The following is a 20,196-nucleotide window of genomic DNA, read 5'->3' as shown; positions in this document are numbered from 1 at the left end:
TCACCTAAAATAGTGTTTACAATAAATATACCGACAGGATCTGAAATGCGCGTTTTTCCAGTCATTGCCGCCATCGCCGTCGTCACCGTTCTCTATCTGGTGATCTTTCAGCGCACCAGCCTGAAAGACGCCATGGGCATTGCACCGCAACAGGTCGCCGGGCAGGTCGAGGAAGCCGCCCCCTCATCCTCTTCACCGTCAGGTGGTAACATTGCAAAAGGTGTTTCCGTAATCGCTGTCGAAACGATTGCCCGCGATATCGAAAGCGCAGTGGTCGTGCGGGGGCGCACCGAAGCGTCACGCCGGGTGCAGATCCGGGCAGAAACTTCAGGCCAGGTCATTTCTGAGCGGGCAAACAAGGGCAGCACGGTCGCGCAAAATGACATCCTGTGCAAACTTGATCCCGGCACCCGCGAGACCAGCCTGGCAGAGGCCCGCGCTCGTCTGGCCGAGGCCCGTGCCCGTGCGCCGGAAGCCGCTGCCAGGGTGAACGAAGCACAGGCCCGGCTGGATGAAGCCCTGATCAACCTCAACGCGGCCGAGAAACTGTCGCAAGAAGGCTTTGCCTCCGACACGCGCGTTGCCAATGTCCGCGCGCAGGTCGAAGCGGCCAAAGCGGGCGTCGTCGCGGCCCAGTCCGGGGCCGCCAGCTCTGCTGCCGCAATCCAATCGGCAGAAGCCGCTTCTGCTGCAGCGCTGCGGGAGCTGGACCGCACCGTGATCCGCGCCCCGTTTGGCGGTCTATTGGAAACCGACACCGCAGAGCTTGGCGCTTTGCTGCAGCCGGGCAGTGCCTGCGCAAGCATCATCCAGCTCAACCCGATCCGGTTGGTTGGGTTTGTACCTGAGCTGATGGTGGATATCGTGGGTCTGGGCAGTCCTGCCACGGCACGGCTTGCCAATGGCGAGGAGATTTCAGGTGTGGTAACCTATGTCGCCGACAGCTCGGATCCGGAAACCCGCACCTTCCGGGTCGAAATCGAAGCGGAGAACGGGGAAAAGCGGCTCCGCGAAGGGCGGACCGTTGAAATCGCCATTGCGGCTCCGGGGCGACAAGCCCATCTTCTGCCGCAAAGCGCGCTGACATTGGATGATGACGGGCATCTGGGCGTCCGTATCGTGACCGATGCGGGACGTGCAGGTTTTGCGCAGGTCGAAATGCTGCGCGACAGCCCCGAAGGGGTCTGGGTCACCGGGTTGGGGGACCACGCAACCGTGATTGTCAGCGGACAGCATTATGTCACCGATGATGTCCTCTTGGATGTCACCTTGCAGGACAAAGACGCATGATTGGTATTGTCGACTGGGCCGCAACCCGCGCCCGCATGGTGATTGCCTTTGTGATCCTGTCCATCGCGGCGGGGACATTGGCCTATGTCAGCCTGCCCAAGGAAGGGGAGCCGGATATCGAAATTCCGGCATTGTTTGTGTCGGTCCCCTTCCCCGGAATTTCGGCAGCAGACAGTGAGCGCCTTCTGGTGCGCACCATGGAAACCGAGCTGGCCGATATTGACGGGCTTAAGACCATGTCCGGCACGGCTGCAGAAAACTATGCCGGTATCGCGCTGGAATTTGAATTTGGCTGGGACAAGACCCGTGTCATGGCAGATGTGCGCGACGCCATGAACACGGCTGAGGGGAAGTTCCCGGATGGGTATGAGAAATACTCCATCAACGAGATCAATTTTTCGGAATTCCCGATCATCATCGTGAACCTGACCGGCCCGGTGCCGGAGCGCACCCTGATCCGGGTGGCCAAGGACCTTCAGGATCAGCTGGAAGCGGTTGATGCGGTGCTGGAGGCCTCTCTTGCCGGGTATCGCGATGAGATGGTCGAGGTCGAAATCGACCCACTCCGGCTCGAGGCCTATAATGTCACCGCGGATGAGTTGATCCGGGTGGTGCAATCGAACAACCAGTTGATTGCGGCCGGGGACGTGAAGACCGCCACCGGCTCTGCCGCGATCAAGATCCCGTCCTCCTTTGACGAAATCGAAGATATTTATGCGCTGCCGGTGAAGGTCAATGGCGACAGTGTGGTCACATTGGGTGATCTTGCCTCGATCCGGCTGACCTTCGAAGATCGACGGGGCACGGCGCGCTTCAATGGGCAGAACTCGGTGGCGCTGCAGGTGGTGAAACGCAAAGGGTTCAACCTGATCGACACCGCCGCCCAGGTGCGGGACGTGGTCGCCAAGGCCAGCGCGCAATGGCCTGAGGAGTTGCAGCAGGCGGTGCATGTGGGCACCTCCAACGACCAGAGCTTTATTGTCGACAGCATGGTCAAACAGCTGGAAGGGTCGGTGATCACCGCCATCGCCCTGGTGATGATCGTGGTGCTGGCGGCCCTCGGCATCCGCTCTGCCCTCTTGGTCGGGTTTGCCATCCCAACCTCGTTTCTGCTGACCTTTGCCCTGTTCGGGGTGCTGGATGTGACGATTTCGAATATCGTGATGTTCGGTCTGATCCTCGCGGTTGGAATGCTGGTGGATGGGGCCATTGTGGTGGTCGAATATGCCGACAAAAAGATCAGTGAAGGTGTGGGACCGATGGAGGCCTATACAAGGGCTGCCAAACGCATGTTCTGGCCGATCGTCAGCTCAACCGCCACCACGCTTTGCGCCTTTCTGCCCATGTTGTTCTGGCCCGGAATCCCTGGGCAATTCATGGGGTGGCTGCCGAAAACACTCATCTTCGTGCTCTCCGCCTCCCTTCTCGTGGCACTGGTTTACCTGCCGGTGGTGGGCGGCGTGTTTGGGCGGTTTGAACGCTGGTTCCAGGACCGGGTCCGAGACATTGCGGATGCGCGTTTCTGGATCCACAACCTGCTGTTTCCGATTGCAATCGGCGCGATCATCCTGTGCAGCTATCTGGCTCAGGCCAGCCTGACGAAAGCAATGGGGCTTCTGTCCGCAATGGACCAGACCGCCATCCTGTCTTCGGTCGTCCCGAGCCTGATCGGCGCCTTTGTCCTGTTCGTGGCCGTGGCCGGGTTTTCGGCTCTTGTGATCGGCAGCCTGCTTTTGGTGATTTTTGCCATCAGCGCCCTGTTCAAAAGGATACGTCGCCGCTTTCTGGCCCTGAAAACGCGCCTCTTTCCCAAAAAAGAGGCCCATGTCGAGGGCGGGCACCAGCGCACGGCGCTGGGTTACCTGATCCATGCCATTGCCGCCAACCCGGTGATGCCGCTGGTTGTGATTGGCTTTATTTTCACTCTTGTCGGCACCGTCTTTATCTATTTCACGAACAATAACAAAGGGGTGGAGTTTTTCACCGATAGCGAACCCGAGCAGGCAATTGTCTATGTCCGCGCCCGGGGCAACCTGTCGATTAAAGAGAAAGACGCCATGGTGCGACAGGTGGAGCGCGTGGCGCTTGGCACCAAGGGGGTGGAAACCGTCTTTGCCTTCGCCGGAGAAGGCGGGTTGAACCAGAATACCGGCGGCGCTTCCGGCCCGCGCGACTCGATTGGCCAGTTGCAGCTGGAACTTGTGGCCTGGGCCGACCGGCCCTTCATCGAAAAAGACATCAAGCTTTTGGGGGTCATCCCGTTTACAACCGTGGAAATCGATCCGGAATATGACGGCGATTTCGTCATGGAAAAGTTGGAAAAGCGGCTGTCTCAGCTGCCGGGCATTCGGTTTGAGGTTCTGAACCTGAACCGGGGGCCGGCCTCGGCCAAGCCGGTGCATCTGCGGCTGAAAGGGGATGACTGGACCACGCTGCGGGCCGCAACCCAGGCTGCCGTGGCCAAGTTCAACGCCACGCCGGGGCTTACGCTGATCGAAGATACCCTGCCCCTGCCCGGCATTGACTGGCGCATGGATGTGGATGTGGAGAAAGCGGGGCGTTACGGCACAAACGTGGCCACGGTTGGCGGCATGGTGCAATTGGTCACCAATGGGATCCTGCTGGACACAATGCGGGTCGACAGCTCAGATGAAGAGATCGAAATCCGCGTGCGCCTGCCCGAAGATCAGCGCCTTCTGTCGACACTCGACACGCTGAAACTGCGCACGCCCACGGGGCTGGTGCCATTGTCGAATTTCGTCACCCGTAAACCGGTCCCCAGCCTGGCGCAAATCGACCGGGTGGACCAAAGCCGCTATTATGATGTGAAAGCCGGTGTTGCAAATGATCTGGTCAAGCTGGTTGACCGCGATGGTGGGGAACAATTTGTCACCAACGCCGAGGCAGACAAGGCGATTGCCGCTGACCCTGACCTGAAACGGGTTGTTGTCACCCCGGCCGAGCGGATCGACGCCATCACCAGCTGGATCAAAGCCACCGGCCTGCCTGCTGGTGTGACCTATGAATGGACAGGTGACCAGGAAGACGAAGCCGAAAGCCAGGCCTTCCTTGGTCAGGCCTTTATCGGCGCCCTGTTTTTGATGTTCATTATCCTGCTGGCACAGTTCAACAGCCTTTACAACTCGGTTCTTGTCCTGCTGGCGGTGGTTCTGTCCACCACCGGGGTTCTGATCGGCATGTTGATCATGGGCCAGCCCTTCTCGATCATCATGACCGGGACCGGCATCGTCGCGCTGGCGGGGATCGTGGTGAACAACAATATCGTGCTGATCGACACGTATCAGGATTATTCGCGCTACATGCCCCCAATTGAGGCGATCACCCGCACGGCCGAGGCCCGCATTCGCCCGGTGCTGCTGACAACCGTCACCACCATGGCCGGTCTGGCCCCGATGATGTTCGGCCTGTCACTGAATTTTGCCGACGGGGGGTATTCCATCGACAGCCCAACCGCGCTTTGGTGGAAACAGCTCGCAACCGCCGTGGTCTTTGGGCTTGGCATTGCCACGGTTCTGACACTGGTCTTTACGCCCTCGATGCTGGCGCTTCGGGTGTGGCTCTCCGCCGGCGCTTACCGCTCCCTTTCTGATTTGCGGGCTCTGGCCCATCGTCGGGGTGCAGAAGCCCGCGACGCCGCCCTTGGCAAAGCGGCCAGGAAAACCGCTCTGAACGAGTTGATCTGGTCGGACATCCTGCCCGAGACGGACGGTGATCAGCTGGAAAACACGCCGGAAACAGGGACTGGCGAAGGTGATGTCGCCCCCAGCATCGCCGACATTCAACGGGTGATGAGGGACACGGCGGAAGAGCGTGACGGGCAGACCGACACCGACGACGGCACCGAAACCCCGGAAAACGATAAGGCCCCCTCCTCCAGAAGCAGCGCCGCGGAGTGACACCGGTCCTAACGAAGCAAGCAGGCGTGCAGTCAAAAAGAAAGGGGCGGAAAATCCGCCCCTTTTTTCTGGTCCGTTTTGTCTGGCTGTTTTTGGCCGCTTCACTGGCCCGCGTAACTGAACCTTGCCCCGGCTTCACGCTCGGTTGAGATCTCTGATCACGCCACGCCAGCTATGTCTTCTTCGCTGTCGCTGGCTTGACGGGCCCACATGGCGGCATAGCGCCCCTCGCGGGCCAACAGCTCCTCATGGCGGCCCTGCTCGACCACTTGCCCCTGTTCCAGCACCACAATCTGGTCCGCGTCAGCAATGGTCGACAAACGGTGTGCGATGGTAATGACCGTGCGCCCCTGCCCCATTTCCCGCAGGCTGTCCTGAATATCCCGCTCCGTCTGGGTATCCAGCGCCGAGGTGGCCTCATCCAAAAGCAGGATCGGCGGGTTTTTCAACAAGGTGCGTGCAATCCCCACGCGTTGTTTTTCCCCACCTGAGAGTTTCAATCCCCGCTCACCGACAGGCGTGTCATAGCCTTCGGGCAAGCCGACGACAAAATCATGGATCTTTGCCGCTTTTGCGGCGGCCTCAACCTCGGCACGCGTGGCGTCAGGATTTCCGTAAGCGATATTGTAATAAATCGTGTCGTTGAACAGGACCGTATCCTGCGGCACCACGCCAATTGCGTCATGCAGGCTGTCCTGCGTCACATCCCGCACGTCCTGCCCGTCGATTTTCAGCGCGCCACCACTCACATCGTAGAACCGAAACAAAAGCCGCCCGATGGTGGATTTTCCCGACCCGGAGGGCCCGACGATAGCCACGGTCTGTCCGGCCCCGGCCTTGAGCGAGACCCCTTTCAGGATCGGTCGTTCCGCATCATAGCCAAATTGCAGATTGTCAAATTCCAAAGCTGCGCCCTCAACTTTCAGATCCGGCGCGCCCGGTTTGTCTACCACCTCGGCGGGCTGTTCGAGCAAGTCAAACATCTCCCCCATATCCACCAGAGACTGGCGGATCTCTCGATAGACGGTGCCGAGGAAATTGAGCGGCATGGTGATCTGGATCATATAGGCGTTGACCATGACGAAATCGCCCACTGTCAGCTGACCCTGTTCCACCCCGATCGCTGCCATGACCATGACCGCCACCAGACCACCGGTGATCAGAAGCGCCTGACCGAAATTGAGAAAGGCCAGAGAATAGGAGGTCTTGAGGGCGGCCTTTTCATACCCCTCCATCGCCACATCGTAACGGGCTGCCTCTCGCGCTTCGGCGCCGAAATACTTCACCGTTTCGAAATTGAGCAGGCTGTCGATCGCTTTCTGGTTGGCGTCCGTATCCTGTTCATTCATCTCTTTGCGGATTTTCACCCGCCATTCCGTGACTTTGAATGTGAAGGTTACATAGGCCCAAATCGTCACAACAACGGCGACCAAATACCAGACATCAAAGACAAAAAACAGGATTGCGGCGATCATGGCCAGTTCAAGGATCAGTGGCCCCATGGAAAACAGAAGGAACCGCAAAAGGAACTCGACCCCTTTCACCCCACGCTCAATGATCCGGCTCAGCCCCCCGGTCTTGCGCGTGATGTGATAGCGCATTGAGAGGCGGTGAATATGGGTAAACGTCTCAAGGGCAAGCTGGCGCAGGGCCCGCTGCCCAACGCGGGCGAAGATCGCATCACGCAATTGCTGAAACCCGTTGGCCATCACCCGTGCCAGACCATAGGCCAGCGTCAGCCCAACCGCCCCCAGACCAAGCAAGGTGGCCGGGCTTGCGTCTTTGGCAAGCGCATCCACCGCTTCTTTGTAAAGGAAAGGCGTGGCCACGGTGACCAGCTTGGACAGCAGCAACATTGCCATCGCCCAGATGACCCGGTTTTTCACCCAGCCCTGCCCCTCGGGCCAGAGATAAGGCAGAACACGCTGAATGATCCTCAGGCTGTTGTCCGGGGCTTTTGTTGCCGTGATGTGATTATGTCTCATGCAATGCCCTCTTCCTCACGCCCTGGCAAATCAAAAGATGGGCGAAACAAACACATAGGTCCCCCCCTGCCAAAGGTCGAGGGGGACCCACCAAATAAGCCAGTGACGGCCGGATCAGTTTGCCGCAGGCACCTGGAACACCTGACCGGGATAGATCAGATCCGGGTTGCGGATTTTGCCCCGGTTGGCATCAAACACCTGCACATACAGGATCCCTTCCCCCAAATTGTCGCGCGCAATGGCCCAAAGGGTTGCGCCCGGCTGCACCGTCACAAGGCGCGGACGGGAGGGGACAGGATCCGGCTGAACTGCATCTGTGGCAGGCGCAGGCTCTGCCTTGGCGCCAATCTCCGACGCGGGCCCTGCTTCTGCGACCGTCTGGGCCTCAGGCAAGGGGGCGGACTGATTGTTCGGGGGCGCGGCCAGATCCGCATTCTGCGAGGAAGCCGTCCCGTCCGCGCCTGCCCCAGCTTGCGCAGCAGACACGGGCTGTGGCGCTGGCGTGTCAGTGGCTTCAGAGGACAGGGTGGCGATCTGCGCTGGATCTTCCCGTTTGAACGGGGTTTCAACCCGCGACAGGACAGTGCCATTCGCATCACGGGCCTCGACGCTCAGATCATAAACCCCCGCAGCCACTGCAGGCAGGTCCATACGCCATTGCCCGTCTTCCCCGACCGTGGTGTCCATCAGCGCTGCACCATCCAGAAAGACCTGAATTGTGGCGCCCGCAACCGACCGCCCTGCAAGGGTGACCGCTCCGAGCGCATCATAGGCGATGCTGTCGATCCGAACCGTCTTGTCCTCATCATCATTCGTGTCACCTGCGGCGTCCTGCAACACCTTAATCCCCTCTTGATCCGCCAACAGCACCTGAGGCGCTGTCGGTGAACCGGTTTGCGCCCCGCTGCCCTGGGCAGTGTCGCTTTGTGCAAGATCGTCGGAAGGATCATTTTCGGGGGCGGCGGAGGGGGCATCTGGCTCCGGCTCAGCGGTGGCCAGAACCGGTGCGGCGATCGGACCAATGATGACCGACTCATCCGAGCTGCGAAGCTCTTGCCCATCGACCATCAGTTTCATGACGCGGGGGGTATCAGATGGGGGCAGCGACAGGAGTGCTACAAAATTGCCGCTGCTGTCCACCTCAACCTGCCCCGCCTCCGTATCGTCCAGAAGGATCTGCACACGGGCACCGGGAGGGGCCTGACCGGCAATAACCGCGGCCCCGTCGGGATCAACCCGCACCACGTCAAACCGAGGCGCCTGCGCGGCGGGGTCTGGCTCGTCGGTCCCCGGATGCTCCGCCGTGTCTGTCGGGGCGGGCGCTGTCGTGGTGCCGGTCGTATCTTCGCCCGCCCCCGGTTCCGCAACCATCTGGGGCTGCCCCCCTGTCGTTGCTGGCGCGCCTGTGTCGCGCGATACCCACCAACCAAGGGCCACAAGCACAAGCGCCAGCGCGGCACCGCCACCAACCAGCGCCCCGGCACCCGTGCCGGAGGTTTTCTCTGAAGTCATCTTCATCCCCTTATGGCCGGATCAACGGTCTTCCCTTCCTTTGATCTGGCCTGTTGTTTCACCTGTCAACGCCTACGCATTTCGCACTGATACCAATCCGATATCCCGCCTCAGTTTTCGTTCATGACCCTGTCTGTTTCAGGGCCGCAGGCTTGTCTTTTCCGCAAGGTCCGGCAAACCTGCCGTGACGCTTGAGCAAACCTAACAACCTCGTTATCACCGGTCAAAAGATCTATTGAAAGAAATGCCTATGTCGACCTCTGCCGCTCTCACCTATTCTGCCTCGGTCTGCGTGTTCTGCGGGGCACGCATGGGCAATGATCCCGCGTTTGAACACAGCGCAGCCCAACTGGGGCAGGTCCTTGCAAAAGAAGGCTGGCGTCTGGTCTATGGTGCCGGCGATGTGGGCATCATGGGGGCGGTGGCAAAATCGGCGCAGGCCGCTGGGGCCGAGACCTTTGGCGTGATCCCGGTGCATCTGATGGGGCGCGAAGTCGGCAAGCGGGATCTGACCGCCTTTGTGGTCACCGAAAACATGCATGAACGCAAGAAAGTCATGTTCATGAACTCTGACGCGATTGTGGTGCTGCCGGGCGGGGCCGGGTCACTGGACGAGTTTTTCGAAGTCCTGACCTGGCGCCAGCTGGGGTTGCACGACAAACCGATCATTTTGCTGAACATCAACGGCTATTGGGATCCGCTGATTGCCCTGATGGATCATGTGATCGCACAGGGCTTTGCCGGGTCTGACATCCGCGACAACACGCTGGTTGCGGATGATGTGGATCAGATGACGGCGCTTTTGCGCGATCGCCTGAGTGCGCGTTCCTGACCGAAAGCGGCCAGAGAATAGATCACCAATGCGGCCCAGATCAGGGGCAGCGCAATGGCATGCCAGCGGGTCACGGGTTCGGCAAAAATCAGGCTTGCGCAGAGGAATTGCAGGCTTGGGTTCAGATATTGCACCACACCAACCGTGGACAGGGGCAACTGCTTTGACGCATAGCTGAACAGGATCAGCGGGCCCGCGGTCAGGGCCCCGGATCCGATCAACATCAGGCTGTCAAAAAGGTCATGGCCAAACACCCCCAGATTGCGATCAAACAGCCCGGTCCAGCCCTGCAAATGCACCCCCGCCAACCAGATCAGCGCCAGAGGAGCCAAAAGCAGCACCTCAGCCGTAACTGAAACAACCGGCCCGGCCTGCACCCGTTTCTTGATCACGCCGTAAAAGGCAAATGTGCTGGCCAGAAACAGTGAAATCCAAGGAGGCACCCCGAGACCAAAGGTCAGAATGGCCACGGCCAGAGCCGCCAGTCCAATGGCAACCAGCTTTCCACGCCCAAGCACCTCGCCATAGATCATCCGCGCCAAAAGCACGGTCACCAGCGGGAAGATGTAATAGCCCAGGCTGGCCTCGACCGCCTTTCCGATCTGGATCGAAATGATGAACCCGCCCCAGTTGGCAGAAATCATCACGCTGGCAATGGCCACCAGCAACACCCCCTGGGGGTCACGAAGCAGATGGAGAAGATCTGGCAAACGCCGCTGAAGCGTCAGAACCGCGCTGAACAGGACAAGCGACCAGAGCGTGCGATGGCTGAGAAGTTCCAGCGGAGGAACATGCGCCAGAGCCTTGTAATAAAGCGGTGACAGCCCCCAGATGGTGCAGGCCAGCAAAATGGCAATAATGGCTTTGGTGCTGTCGCGCATTGGGGCTTTCCGGGAAGAGGTGAAAACGAAAGCATTTCACATGTGAATTCTGCGCGAAGATGGCATGGATTGGATCCAATCCCAAGCGAAAACCCCGCCCTGCCCTGAATTCAACGGCACGATCCCAAACTCAGCTCTTGGAATAGCGCAAGATCCCGGCAATCCCACTGGCCCCATCTGAGGGGTGGTTCACGCCGTCATGCACCACAAGTTCGGGGAAATCGAACGGGCTGACCCCTTCCAGACAGGCGACATTTACCCCGTATTCATTGGGGTTGGAGCGGCGCTGATGGTGGGTATAGATGCCGCAGATCTTGCAGAAATAATGTTTCGCTGTACCTGTGCCAAATTGGTAGAGGGTAAGGCTATCCGTCCCACGGGTAATGCGAATGCCATCAAGCGGGGCAGACACGGCCACCGCACCACGCATCCGACAAAGGCTGCAATCACAGCGCCGGGCCCGGTCCAGGGCCTCGGACAGCACCACGTCAAACTGGACAGCGCCACAATGACAGGCCGCTTTTCTCACATCACTCATCCCCTTGCCCTTTCCAATCTCACCAAACAAAAAGGGGCACCCAAAGAGCGCCCCTTCGTAATACCCGTTGCAATCGCGCTGCTTACAGACGCGATGCCACGTTTTCCCAGTTCACCAGGTTTTCCAGGAAGTTGTCCAGATACGCAGGGCGCTTGTTGCGGAAATCGATGTAGTAGGAATGCTCCCACACATCGCAGCCCAAAAGCGCGGTCTGGCCGAAGCAGAGCGGGTTCACGCCGTTTTCGGTCTTGGTCACTGCCAGCGACCCGTCAGCGTTTTTCACCAGCCAGGCCCAGCCCGAGCCGAACTGACCAGCGCCAGCAGCGGCAAATTGCGATTTGAAATCGGCAACCGAACCGAAGTTCTCAACGATGGCTTTTTCCAGCTCACCCGGCATGGCGGATTTGCCCGGCCCCATCATTTCCCAGAACTGATTGTGGTTCCACAGCTGCGAAATGTTGTTGAAGATGCCGTTCTGGGCCACGGCGGACTTGTCATAGGTGCCGACAATGATCTCTTCGAGCGTCTTGCCGTCCCACTCGGTGCCGGCGATGGCGGCGTTGCCGTTGGTCACATAGGCGTTGTGGTGCAGGTCATGGTGGAATTCCATGGTTTCCGCCGACATGCCAAACTCGGCAAGGGCGTCATGTGCATAGGGAAGGTCGGGAAGTTCAAAAGCCATTGGTAGGGCCCTCATCTGTCGCGTGTTTTTGTTCTCGTTCTAAATGGGGTAGTTGGGTGGCATGGGTCAAGGGGGGAAGCGGGAAATCTCACCTCATCCATCATTAATATGGTTCAGACATTCTTCTTTTGTCATGAAAACGGTCGTTGTATGCGTCGGGCCATTATAAATGAACTCCAACACTTTGACCGGTCCGCGAAAATACCCGGAAAACTCCCGACACATCTCATCCGCGTCAGGACCGTCAAACATGTTCACGCGCCCCGGTTCCAGATCATCAAACGCATAAGAGTATACGATCTGGTAAAGCCCGTTTTCGAAGGCAACACGTTCGGCAATGATCCCCGGAGACACTTCACTTGGCATTGACAGATTCAGCGCCAACACCTCACTTCGGATAGCCTTACGGCTAATTGGGAAACCGTTTGAGTTGAAGGTAAACAAATTATACCCATATCCGACACTGCCCAGCAGGATAATAACCAGCCCCGCCCATGACCAAAAGGACGGCCCCCGATCATTGTTCATTGCGCGATACTGGCCACGGGCAAGCAGCAGGCAGTAAACAATGCCCACAACAATGGCAAAATTCATAATGCCGTCGGCCAGCCAGTCCTGTTCGTTGACATAAAGCTCGAACGTGCCTGCGGTGATCGCAATGAACACCCCCCGCATCAGGAAATTGAAGCCAACAAACCCGCCCCAATATGTCTGGGTTACCGTCAGCTCACCTGCAAAAAGTTTTCTCAACATTAACTAAATCCAAATTAACTAAATCCAAAACCAGTGAAAAAGGCGCATCTCAACTTAAAGATGCGCCTAGAACAGTCCTTTTGGACCGGCTTGTCAATTATGAAACACGCCTTGCCCCAGATCAGCAGTAATGCCACTGGTCACAATCGCTAAGCGGGAGAGGCCATGGTGGATTTCCATGCTTTGCCCAAACCCTCCTACTCGACAAGCACGTCTTGTTTAAGGAAGACCAGGATGTTCAAAAGCCTCTGGTTGGGCTCTCACCACCTTATTTCACCTGACACGTCCCCGTGGACCGGAATGTATTTCGGAACCCGCGCGGCTTCATCGACATCGTCGCTGACAAATCCGATTTTTGTATGGTCAGACGGTAGGCCAAATCATGGGCCAGCACCTTGCCGCCATACTGGTTTTTGCCCGGAACTTTCTTGACGGAGTAAGCAAAGGTGATGCGCTTGGCGTTATCCACGGCAACTTGCCCTTCGATCGGATCCCCAAACATCTGCTGAATCAAACCATCCAGCACTTTGACCTCACCGGTCTTTTCATCATGCCAAACATAGAGGTCAGGCGGCAGGCTACCAGCATCCCCGCCGCTGCTCTTTTTTTGAATTTTGCAATAATACTCTGCCGCCGTCGCCTGCCCCAACGAGGCCCCAAGAGAAATGACTGCAACCGCCAGGAACTTTGTAAACACGTCTTACTCCTCAATCAGAAATCAAACCATCTATGATTGATTCCCTCATAGATTTAAAGAGTGCCAAAAACCAATCAGTTCAAAAAATCCACCTTTGCCGCAAGGTCATAAAAAACCCCGGCGACTTGAACAATCACCGGGGTCTGCATGATCCAATTTCGGTCCAGATCAGGCCCAGACCTCGCCTCCGGGAAGCGCTGCATCCTTCAACAGGTCAAATGCAAATTGCTCCACGGAACGGAGAAAGACAGGGTTCCCGCCCCCGCCATTCCCGTCATCGTCTCACACGATGCTGCATTTTCCTTTACCGCGGAACGTATTAAGAAAACCCAAGGGTTTGACCGAGGTCCTGGCCTGCAGGTTCGCCTTCACAATTGTAAACTTATACACAATATTCTGCATCATCGCAGTGCCGCCTTCGGTCGTTCCAACCTTGAGCCCAGAGACATTCCAAGAATAGGTCGTGCGCTTGGCGTTATCCGTCGAAATACGGGCTTCAATCGGTTGACCATAGATCTCCTTGATTAACCCGTCGAAAACAACAACCTCACCTGTCGCCTTATCATGTTCGATAAACGTTACGGATGGGATCAACCAATCTTCGTGACCAGTATCTGGCTTGACCTCACATTTATATGTATCGGCGATTGCGGAAATCGGTGCCAATGCAACAACGCCAGCAAATACGAGATGTTTCATTTTGTTCTCCTAATTAATGGATAAGCAGTTTTTGCAGTGATTTCACCGTTGCAGGTGATGATCTTGTCATTGCCGACCAATACATTTTCCGGTTGTTCTGTATTTTTCTTCCGTGACGAAAACGTCGGATTCTGCCCCTGCAGCTTTCAAAAGAGCAGGCCTGCCGTCTTTGTAGAGCGTAAGCTCATATTTCGTGCGCCCCAGAATACTTGCACTGCTTCTCCCGCTGCTGCGCCACACATCCGAGTTGCCAAACCAAAACACAAATCTCTTGCGAAGATTGTTTTCGAACACCACCTCAGCCTTCAGTGCGCGTTCTCCAAAGCGATCAAACAGCTTTGCCCGCACTGAACCAAAGGCCCGCGCGGGATCATCATCAAGGCGGATCTGCTCAGGAACCCATAACCGGTACCGGTCCGGGATCTTGAAAGTGCAGTCATAGGTTTCGGCTGCAGCAGGCGCGGCAAGCAGGAACAGGGAAAGTGAGGATACGAGAAATGATTTCATTACTTTAACCATCAGATATTCAGTTTTTCGAGGCATCAGACAGGCAATCCAGCTGTGCTATTTCTTCTTGCACTTACCTTTGAAGCGAACCTTCAAATTGCTCCAGCCAAGTGTTTCCGGCTTGGTTGTCGCTTTCAGGAGCGCCGGGCGTTCATCTGAGTAAATCGTCAAGGAGTATCGGGCACTGCCCACGTCACGCCTTGCATACCCACCAGCATTCGTCACGCTTGGGTCGATGTTTTGAAATCCAAACCTGATCCGCTCATCGGTACTGAGCATCAGCTTTGCTGGAATAAAGGGTTTTCCTGATTTCCGGAAAATCTCTGCCGACACTTTATCGCGCCCATAATCCCGGTCACGGATCACGGTAATTTGCGCCGGCACCCAGTCCCGGTGCCGTTCTGTCACGTCAAACGTGCAGATCAAGGTTTCAGCAATGGCAGGAGTGGCCAAACTGCTCGCCAGCAATGCAGAAAAAACAATAAATTTCATAAAGCTAACCCCGAAACAACTTAGCATTGTGCTAAATCGATTCGGGGTTAAACTCAATCTTGAATTGCAAGCTTGTCACTTGACGTCAGAAGACCTCGCCTCCGGGAAGCGCTGCATCCTTCAACAGGTCATAGGCATACTGCCCAACGGACCGGAAACAGACCAGTTCTGCGGTCTCTTCGTCGATCAGATGGAACGCCGCCGGGATCTGCGCGATGCGGGTGCGGCGCAGTTGGCCCGGAACCATGACCGACACGTCAGCGGGGCTAAGCTTGGCCACCACTTCACGCGCCGCCTTGCCAGTAACCCGGAACACAGCGCGCGCGTCAGAGACGTTCACCACAAGCGCATGTTCACCAGCCAGCGTGGCGTTCATCGCGGCGATGATGCCCGGAGCAGCCGCGTGATCCACGATCAGCAAAAGCTCATCCGGGGACATCCAGGCGGTGCGCCCCGCCGCGCCGGACAGGATCTCCCCCTGCCCCGGCATTTTGGTCCCGGTGGCTTCTTTCACCGCTTTCGCCAGTGTCTTCGAGGCCAGATCACCGCGCACGGTGATCATGCCCACGAGGCCCTGTTCTTCGATGCGCGCATAGCCGTCAAACGACGCGCCATTGAGTGCGGAAACAGCTTTAGACATTCTGCTTCTCCCCATCCTTGTCGTAGAAGACCGGATCACAGATCCGCGCCTTGATCACAGTATTGGTGCCATCCACGGTCGGGAAGGAAATCACCTCACCCATCCGGTCAGGACCGTGTTTCACAAGCCCCATGGCAATGCCGCGTTTCAGAGTTGGCGAATAATAGGTCGAGGTCACGCGCCCGATCACAACCTTCTGGCCGTTTTCGTTCACGCCTTCACCCTGCGCATAGGCCCCGTCCGGCAGGACAGACCCATCGAGGGTTTCCAGCCCAACCAGTTTCCAGCGCTCCGGATCGGTCATATGGCTGCGCAGCTGGGCACGTTTGCCAAGGAAGTCTTCCTTCTTCTTGGAAATCGCCCAGTTCAGCCCCAGATCCTGCGGGATCACCGTGCCGTCGGTCTCGTCGCCGATCATGATAAAGCCTTTTTCGGCCCGCATGATGTGCAGACATTCGGTGCCGTAAGGCATCACGCCGAACTCTTCTCCGGCCTCGATCAGCGCATCCCAGAAGGCACGCCCCTGTGAGGCAGGCACAGCGATTTCATAGCTGAGCTCACCCGAGAACGAAATCCGGTAGGCGCGCGCATCAAATTCACCGATCTTGCCATCACGCCACTGCATGAAGGGCAGAGCTTCGGCGGACAGATCCATGCCACCTTCGACACCCGCATTCAGCTTTTCCAGCACCTTGCGGGCATTCGGGCCAACCACGGCGACCTGCGCCAGCTGTTCGGTCACATTGGCAACATAGACTTTCCAGTCCCACCATTCAGTCTGCAGCCATTCTTCCATCCAACCATGGATGCGATCGGCCCCGCCCGAGGTGGTGTGGCACAGCCAGGTGTCTTCGTCGATGCGGGCAACCACACCGTCATCCGACAGGAAGCCGTTTTCCGAACACATCAGACCATAGCGACATTTGCCAACAGCCAGGTTCGACATCATGTTGGTATACATCATGTCCATGAACTTGCCTGCATCCGGCCCTTTGACAATCAGCTTGCCGAGGGTCGAAGCGTCCAGCAGGCCGAGGTTTTCGCGGGTGTTGATCACCTCGCGATTGACCGCCTGCTCATGGGTCTCACCCTTGCGCGGATAGGTGTAGGGACGGCGCCAGTGGCCCACCGGTTCCATATAGGCGCCCTGCTCTTCGTGCCATTCGTGCATCGGGGTGCGGCGAATGGGTTGGAAGATTTCGGCCCGTGCCTCACCAGTGATCGCACCCATTGAAATGGGGTGATACGGCGGGCGGAACGTGGTGGTGCCGGTGGTCGGGATCTCTTGACCAAGAGCATTAGACAGAACTGCCAAGCCGTTGATATTGGAGAGCTTCCCTTGGTCTGTTGCCATACCGAGCGTGGTGTAACGCTTGGTATGTTCCACGCTTTCATAGCCTTCACGGGCTGCCAGCTGCACGTCGGAGACCTTCACGTCGTTCTGATAGTCCAGCCACATTTTCATGCGCTTTTTCGGACCTGCGCCCTGCGGCATGATCCAGACGGGTTCAAGATCAGTTTCGACTTCGGCCTCTCCTTTCGGAGCCGCCATCTCGCCTTCGCCCGCAGCGGCCAGACCGGCCTTCACGGCATTGTCCAGCACAGCGCCCAGGGCGAACTCACCATCTGCTGAGCCTGCCGGGATCACAAAGCCTTCGCCATTTGCGCCAAGCGGCGGGCGAGAGGCGTCGGGGCGGAACATGGCGTTCGCCTCGTCCCAGTTCAGCTTGCCACCGCAATGCGACCAGAGGTGCACAACCGGGGACCAGCCGCCGGACATGGCAACCGCATCACAGGCGATCTCTTCCAGCGTGGCGCCTTCGCCCTGCTGGGCGCAGAGGGTCACGCCGGTGACGGATTTGCCACCTTTGACCATGCCGATGGCTTTGCCGTTTTCAACGCGGATGCCAGCGTCGCGGGCCGCGTCAGCCAGCGCGCCGCCACCGTTGGGGCGGGCGTCGATGATCACCGGCACCTCGAGACCAGCCGCTTTCACCGCCAGCGCGGTGCGATAGGCGTCGTCATTGTTGGTCACAACCACCACACGGTCTCCTGCAGACACACCCCAGTTCACGAGGTAATCGCGCACGGCACCGGCCAGCATCACGCCGGGGATGTCGTTGCCTGCAAAAGACAGCGGGCGTTCAATGGCACCGGTTGCGGTGACAATCTGACCCGCACGGATCCGCCACAGGCGGTGACGCGGACGACCGTCGCCGGGGGTGTGATCTGCCACACGCTCGTAACCAGTCACGTAACCGTGGTCATAAACCCCTGCCCCCATGGTGCGGGTGCGCAGCGTCACGTTGTCCAGCGCTTCCAGTTCAGCCACGGCGGCGTCGACCCACTCGGCAGCTGATTTGCCATCAATGGTACCGCCATCCACAGGCGCACGACCGCCCCAGTGGTTGGTTTGCTCGATCAGCATGACCTTTTTGCCCGACTTAGCCGCGGCCAGAGCAGCGGCCAGACCGGCCACGCCACCGCCCACAACCAGAATATCGGTGTGATGGTAGTAATGCTCGTAGCGGTCGGCATCAAAAGTCTCGGCGTCGGGCGCTTTGCCCAGACCGGCGGATTGGCGCACGATCGGTTCAAACACATGTTTCCAGCCCGCGCGCGGGAACATGAAGGTCTTGTAGTAGAACCCGGCAGGGAGCCAGCGCGAGACGTAGTTGTTCACCACACCCACGTCGAACTCAAGGCTCGGCCAGTGGTTTTGCGACCCAGCGGTCAGACCGTCAAACAGCTCGGTGGTGGTAACACGTTGGTTCGGCTCAAAGCGCGCCCCTTCGCCCATGTTCACCAGGGCGTTCGGCTCTTCGGCCCCGCTCGCAATGATGCCGCGCGGACGGTGGTATTTGAACGAACGGCCCACAAGGGTCTGGCCTTCGCCCAGCAGAGCGGACGCAAGGGTATCCCCTTCAAAACCTTTCATTTTCTTGCCGTTAAAGGTGAAGTTTTTCACCTTCGAGCGGTCGATCAGGCGACCGCCAGTTGAAAGACGGGTGCTCATTTATACCCCTCCCAGTCAGGGTGTTTCGCCTTGACCGCGTCGATCACGTCCTGCGGCGGTTCGGTGGTTTGCGCGGAATAGGTCGCATAGACTTCCAGCGTCATCGTATTGCGGGCGGCATGGAACCACTTGCCGCAACCCGACGCATGGCGCCAGCGTTCAAAGTGAACCCCTTTCGGGTTCTTGCGCATGAAGAGATAGGTTTCAAACTCGTCATCCGACGAGCCGGGGCCAAAACGCTTCAGATGCGCTTCGCCACCACCGTGCAGATCGGTTTCATCGGCCATAACGCCGCAGTAAGGGCATTCAAGGATCAGCATCTCATATCCTCCTAGTGGGCCACGCCGGCCGCGACGCTTTCGTCGATAAAGCGGCCTTCGGTGAAGCGGTTGAGACCAAACTCGGCAGCCAGCGGTCCGGGGGTGCCTTTGGCAACCAGTTCCGCCATCGCCCAGCCGGACCCCGGAATGGATTTGAACCCGCCGGTGCCCCAGCCTGCATTGATGAAGGTGTTGCCCAGTGGTGTGGTCGAGATGATCGGCGAGCGGTCGCCGGTCACATCCACGATCCCACCCCATTGGCGCAGCATCTTGAGGCGCGACACCATCGGGAAGGTCTCAACCAGCGCGCGCACGGTTTCCTCGATATGGTGGAACGACCCGCGCTGGGTGTAGTTGTTGAAAGCGTCGGTGCCGCCACCGATCACCATCTCGCCTTTGTCCGACTGGGACATATAGCCGTGCACGGTGTTGGCCATCACAACCACATCCATGCAGGGTTTGATCGGCTCAGACACCAGCGCCTGCAGCGCCACAGATTCCATCGGCAGGCGGAAGCCAGCCATGTCAGCCAGGTGACCCGAGTTACCGGCCACGACAATCGCCATCTTGTCACAGGCGATGTCGCCTAGGGTGGTGCGCACGCCGGTCACTTTGCCGTCGGCCTGATCCACACCGGTCACTTCACATTTCTGGATGATGTCCATGCCCATGTCAGAGCACGCGCGGGCATAGCCCCAGGCCACGGCATCGTGACGCGCGGTGCCGGCCCGTTCCTGCCACAGAGCGCCCAGAACGGGATAGCGCGGACCGTTGATGTTCATGATCGGCACCAGTTCTTTCACACGTTGGGGCGAAATGAACTCGGTCTTCACGCCTTGCAGGGCGTTGGCATGGGCCGTGCGCTGATAGCCGCGCACCTCATGATGGGTCTGCGCCAGCATCATCACACCACGGGGGCTGAACATGACGTTATAGTTCAGGTCCTGCGACATGGTTTCATAAAGGCTGCGCGCCTTTTCATAGATCGCCGCGGACGGATCCTGCAGATAGTTCGACCGGATAATGGTGGTGTTACGGCCCGTATTGCCGCCCCCCAGCCAGCCCTTTTCGATGATCGCCACATTGGTGATCCCGAAATTCTTGCCCAGGTAATAGGCGGTGGCCAGCCCGTGGCCGCCAGCGCCCACGATCACCACGTCATATTTCTTTTTAGGAGTGGGCGATTTCCAGGCGCGTTCCCACCCCTGGTGGTAGCGCACACCCTCCCGTGCGATGGCAAATGCCGAATAACGTCTCATGCTAACCCCGTCGAATCCTCTGATTGGGCGTTCGGTATCCTTCTCTTTTACGCTTTTGTGTGTCGCATCCTTGGCGATCCAGCGCCATTTATAGGCAAAAAGCGACATTGAGGGTTTTGCCCCTGATCGCAGCACGGATCACAGCTTGGTGATCAGGCCCTTTGCTTGACACATAT

Annotated in this window: 17 protein-coding genes; 3 read left to right on the top strand and 14 right to left on the bottom strand. The window is 58.2% G+C overall.

Annotated elements, in window-relative coordinates; all coding sequences use genetic code 11:
• Positions 1–45 precede the first annotated feature (45 nt).
• Positions 46–1,290 (top strand): efflux RND transporter periplasmic adaptor subunit, encoded by a 1,245-nt coding sequence (locus XMD517_RS01780; RefSeq protein WP_173487292.1) that lies wholly within the window; start codon positions 46–48, stop codon positions 1,288–1,290.
• Positions 1,287–5,207: an efflux RND transporter permease subunit gene (locus tag XMD517_RS01775; RefSeq protein ID WP_173487293.1), complete on the top strand. Its 3,921-nt coding sequence runs from the start codon at positions 1,287–1,289 to the stop codon at positions 5,205–5,207. The genes XMD517_RS01780 and XMD517_RS01775 overlap by 4 nt, the downstream gene beginning before the upstream one ends.
• Before the next feature lie 158 nt (positions 5,208–5,365).
• Here the strand turns inward: XMD517_RS01775 and XMD517_RS01770 are convergent, their stop codons facing one another.
• The gene (locus tag XMD517_RS01770) at positions 5,366–7,192 is read right to left on the bottom strand and encodes an ABC transporter ATP-binding protein/permease (RefSeq protein ID WP_173487294.1); all 1,827 of its coding nucleotides are present in this window, start codon (positions 7,190–7,192) and stop codon (positions 5,366–5,368) included.
• 114 nt (positions 7,193–7,306) lie between these two features.
• Positions 7,307–8,704, bottom strand: a complete 1,398-nt coding sequence (locus XMD517_RS15650) for a LysM peptidoglycan-binding domain-containing protein (RefSeq protein ID WP_254449792.1) — start codon at positions 8,702–8,704, stop codon at positions 7,307–7,309.
• 250 nt (positions 8,705–8,954) lie between these two features.
• Between XMD517_RS15650 and XMD517_RS01760 the strand changes: the two genes are divergently transcribed.
• Positions 8,955–9,536 carry a TIGR00730 family Rossman fold protein gene (locus XMD517_RS01760; protein ID WP_173487295.1) on the top strand — a complete coding sequence of 194 codons (582 nt, stop codon included), beginning with the start codon at positions 8,955–8,957 and terminating at the stop codon, positions 9,534–9,536.
• On the opposite strand, the gene rarD is transcribed toward XMD517_RS01760, so the two are convergent.
• From rarD to XMD517_RS01700, 12 genes are all read right to left on the bottom strand, one after another.
• Positions 9,491–10,417 (bottom strand): EamA family transporter RarD, encoded by a 927-nt coding sequence (rarD, locus tag XMD517_RS01755; RefSeq protein ID WP_173487296.1) that lies wholly within the window; start codon positions 10,415–10,417, stop codon positions 9,491–9,493. The two genes, XMD517_RS01760 and rarD, sit on opposite strands and share 46 nt — an antisense overlap.
• 130 nt (positions 10,418–10,547) lie before the next feature.
• Positions 10,548–10,955 carry a GFA family protein gene (locus XMD517_RS01750; RefSeq protein ID WP_173487297.1) on the bottom strand — a complete coding sequence of 136 codons (408 nt, stop codon included), beginning with the start codon at positions 10,953–10,955 and terminating at the stop codon, positions 10,548–10,550.
• Between the two features lie 82 nt (positions 10,956–11,037).
• Complete coding sequence (locus tag XMD517_RS01745) at positions 11,038–11,637, bottom strand: superoxide dismutase (RefSeq protein ID WP_173487298.1); 600 nt, start codon at positions 11,635–11,637, stop codon at positions 11,038–11,040.
• A gap of 93 nt (positions 11,638–11,730) precedes the next feature.
• Positions 11,731–12,390 (bottom strand): hypothetical protein, encoded by a 660-nt coding sequence (locus XMD517_RS01740; RefSeq protein WP_173487299.1) that lies wholly within the window; start codon positions 12,388–12,390, stop codon positions 11,731–11,733.
• 268 nt (positions 12,391–12,658) lie between these two features.
• Positions 12,659–13,087, bottom strand: coding sequence for a hypothetical protein (locus XMD517_RS01735; RefSeq protein WP_173487300.1), 429 nt, complete (start codon positions 13,085–13,087; stop codon positions 12,659–12,661).
• 282 nt (positions 13,088–13,369) lie between these two features.
• Entirely contained in the window at positions 13,370–13,786 is a 417-nt protein-coding gene (locus XMD517_RS01730) for a hypothetical protein (RefSeq protein WP_173487301.1), read from the bottom strand.
• A gap of 66 nt (positions 13,787–13,852) precedes the next feature.
• Positions 13,853–14,305, bottom strand: a complete 453-nt coding sequence (locus XMD517_RS01725; protein ID WP_173487302.1) for a hypothetical protein — start codon at positions 14,303–14,305, stop codon at positions 13,853–13,855.
• Between the two features lie 45 nt (positions 14,306–14,350).
• Entirely contained in the window at positions 14,351–14,785 is a 435-nt protein-coding gene (locus XMD517_RS01720; protein WP_173487303.1) for a hypothetical protein, read from the bottom strand.
• An 85-nt stretch (positions 14,786–14,870) separates the two neighbouring features.
• The gene (locus XMD517_RS01715) at positions 14,871–15,425 is read right to left on the bottom strand and encodes a sarcosine oxidase subunit gamma (RefSeq protein WP_173487304.1); all 555 of its coding nucleotides are present in this window, start codon (positions 15,423–15,425) and stop codon (positions 14,871–14,873) included.
• A complete protein-coding gene (locus XMD517_RS01710) occupies positions 15,418–18,441 on the bottom strand; it encodes a sarcosine oxidase subunit alpha family protein (RefSeq protein WP_173488072.1) in 3,024 nt (1,007 codons plus the stop codon). The genes XMD517_RS01715 and XMD517_RS01710 overlap by 8 nt, the downstream gene beginning before the upstream one ends.
• On the bottom strand, positions 18,438–18,761 hold the full coding sequence (locus XMD517_RS01705) for a sarcosine oxidase subunit delta (RefSeq protein WP_173487306.1): 324 nt from the start codon (positions 18,759–18,761) through the stop codon (positions 18,438–18,440). Before XMD517_RS01705 ends, XMD517_RS01710 begins: the two co-directional genes overlap by 4 nt.
• An 11-nt stretch (positions 18,762–18,772) precedes the next feature.
• The gene (locus XMD517_RS01700; RefSeq protein ID WP_173487307.1) at positions 18,773–20,020 is read right to left on the bottom strand and encodes a sarcosine oxidase subunit beta family protein; all 1,248 of its coding nucleotides are present in this window, start codon (positions 20,018–20,020) and stop codon (positions 18,773–18,775) included.
• Positions 20,021–20,196: the final 176 nt, after the last annotated feature.

Origin of the sequence: Aliiroseovarius sp. xm-d-517, from assembly GCF_013283135.1 — a bacterium.
Classification (GTDB): Bacteria; Pseudomonadota; Alphaproteobacteria; order Rhodobacterales; family Rhodobacteraceae; genus Aliiroseovarius; species Aliiroseovarius crassostreae.
The sequence above is the reverse complement of the archived record's forward strand: the minus strand, read 5'-3'. Positions and strand labels throughout refer to the sequence as shown.

Excerpts from the sequence above, each read along its gene's own strand:
- XMD517_RS01780 (WP_173487292.1), top strand. The coding sequence starts at position 46 with ATGCGCGTTTTTCCAGTCATTGCCGCCATCGCCGTCGTCACCGTTCTC.
- XMD517_RS01775 (WP_173487293.1), top strand. The coding sequence starts at position 1,287 with ATGATTGGTATTGTCGACTGGGCCGCAACCCGCGCCCGCATGGTGATT.
- XMD517_RS01770 (WP_173487294.1), bottom strand. The coding sequence starts at position 7,192 with ATGAGACATAATCACATCACGGCAACAAAAGCCCCGGACAACAGCCTG.
- XMD517_RS15650 (WP_254449792.1), bottom strand. The coding sequence starts at position 8,704 with ATGACTTCAGAGAAAACCTCCGGCACGGGTGCCGGGGCGCTGGTTGGT.
- XMD517_RS01760 (WP_173487295.1), top strand. The coding sequence starts at position 8,955 with ATGTCGACCTCTGCCGCTCTCACCTATTCTGCCTCGGTCTGCGTGTTC.
- rarD (WP_173487296.1), bottom strand. The coding sequence starts at position 10,417 with ATGCGCGACAGCACCAAAGCCATTATTGCCATTTTGCTGGCCTGCACC.
- XMD517_RS01750 (WP_173487297.1), bottom strand. The coding sequence starts at position 10,955 with ATGAGTGATGTGAGAAAAGCGGCCTGTCATTGTGGCGCTGTCCAGTTT.
- XMD517_RS01745 (WP_173487298.1), bottom strand. The coding sequence starts at position 11,637 with ATGGCTTTTGAACTTCCCGACCTTCCCTATGCACATGACGCCCTTGCC.
- XMD517_RS01740 (WP_173487299.1), bottom strand. The coding sequence starts at position 12,390 with ATGTTGAGAAAACTTTTTGCAGGTGAGCTGACGGTAACCCAGACATAT.
- XMD517_RS01730 (WP_173487301.1), bottom strand. The coding sequence starts at position 13,786 with ATGAAACATCTCGTATTTGCTGGCGTTGTTGCATTGGCACCGATTTCC.
- XMD517_RS01725 (WP_173487302.1), bottom strand. The coding sequence starts at position 14,305 with ATGGTTAAAGTAATGAAATCATTTCTCGTATCCTCACTTTCCCTGTTC.
- XMD517_RS01720 (WP_173487303.1), bottom strand. The coding sequence starts at position 14,785 with ATGAAATTTATTGTTTTTTCTGCATTGCTGGCGAGCAGTTTGGCCACT.
- XMD517_RS01715 (WP_173487304.1), bottom strand. The coding sequence starts at position 15,425 with ATGTCTAAAGCTGTTTCCGCACTCAATGGCGCGTCGTTTGACGGCTAT.
- XMD517_RS01710 (WP_173488072.1), bottom strand. The coding sequence starts at position 18,441 with ATGAGCACCCGTCTTTCAACTGGCGGTCGCCTGATCGACCGCTCGAAG.
- XMD517_RS01705 (WP_173487306.1), bottom strand. The coding sequence starts at position 18,761 with ATGCTGATCCTTGAATGCCCTTACTGCGGCGTTATGGCCGATGAAACC.
- XMD517_RS01700 (WP_173487307.1), bottom strand. The coding sequence starts at position 20,020 with ATGAGACGTTATTCGGCATTTGCCATCGCACGGGAGGGTGTGCGCTAC.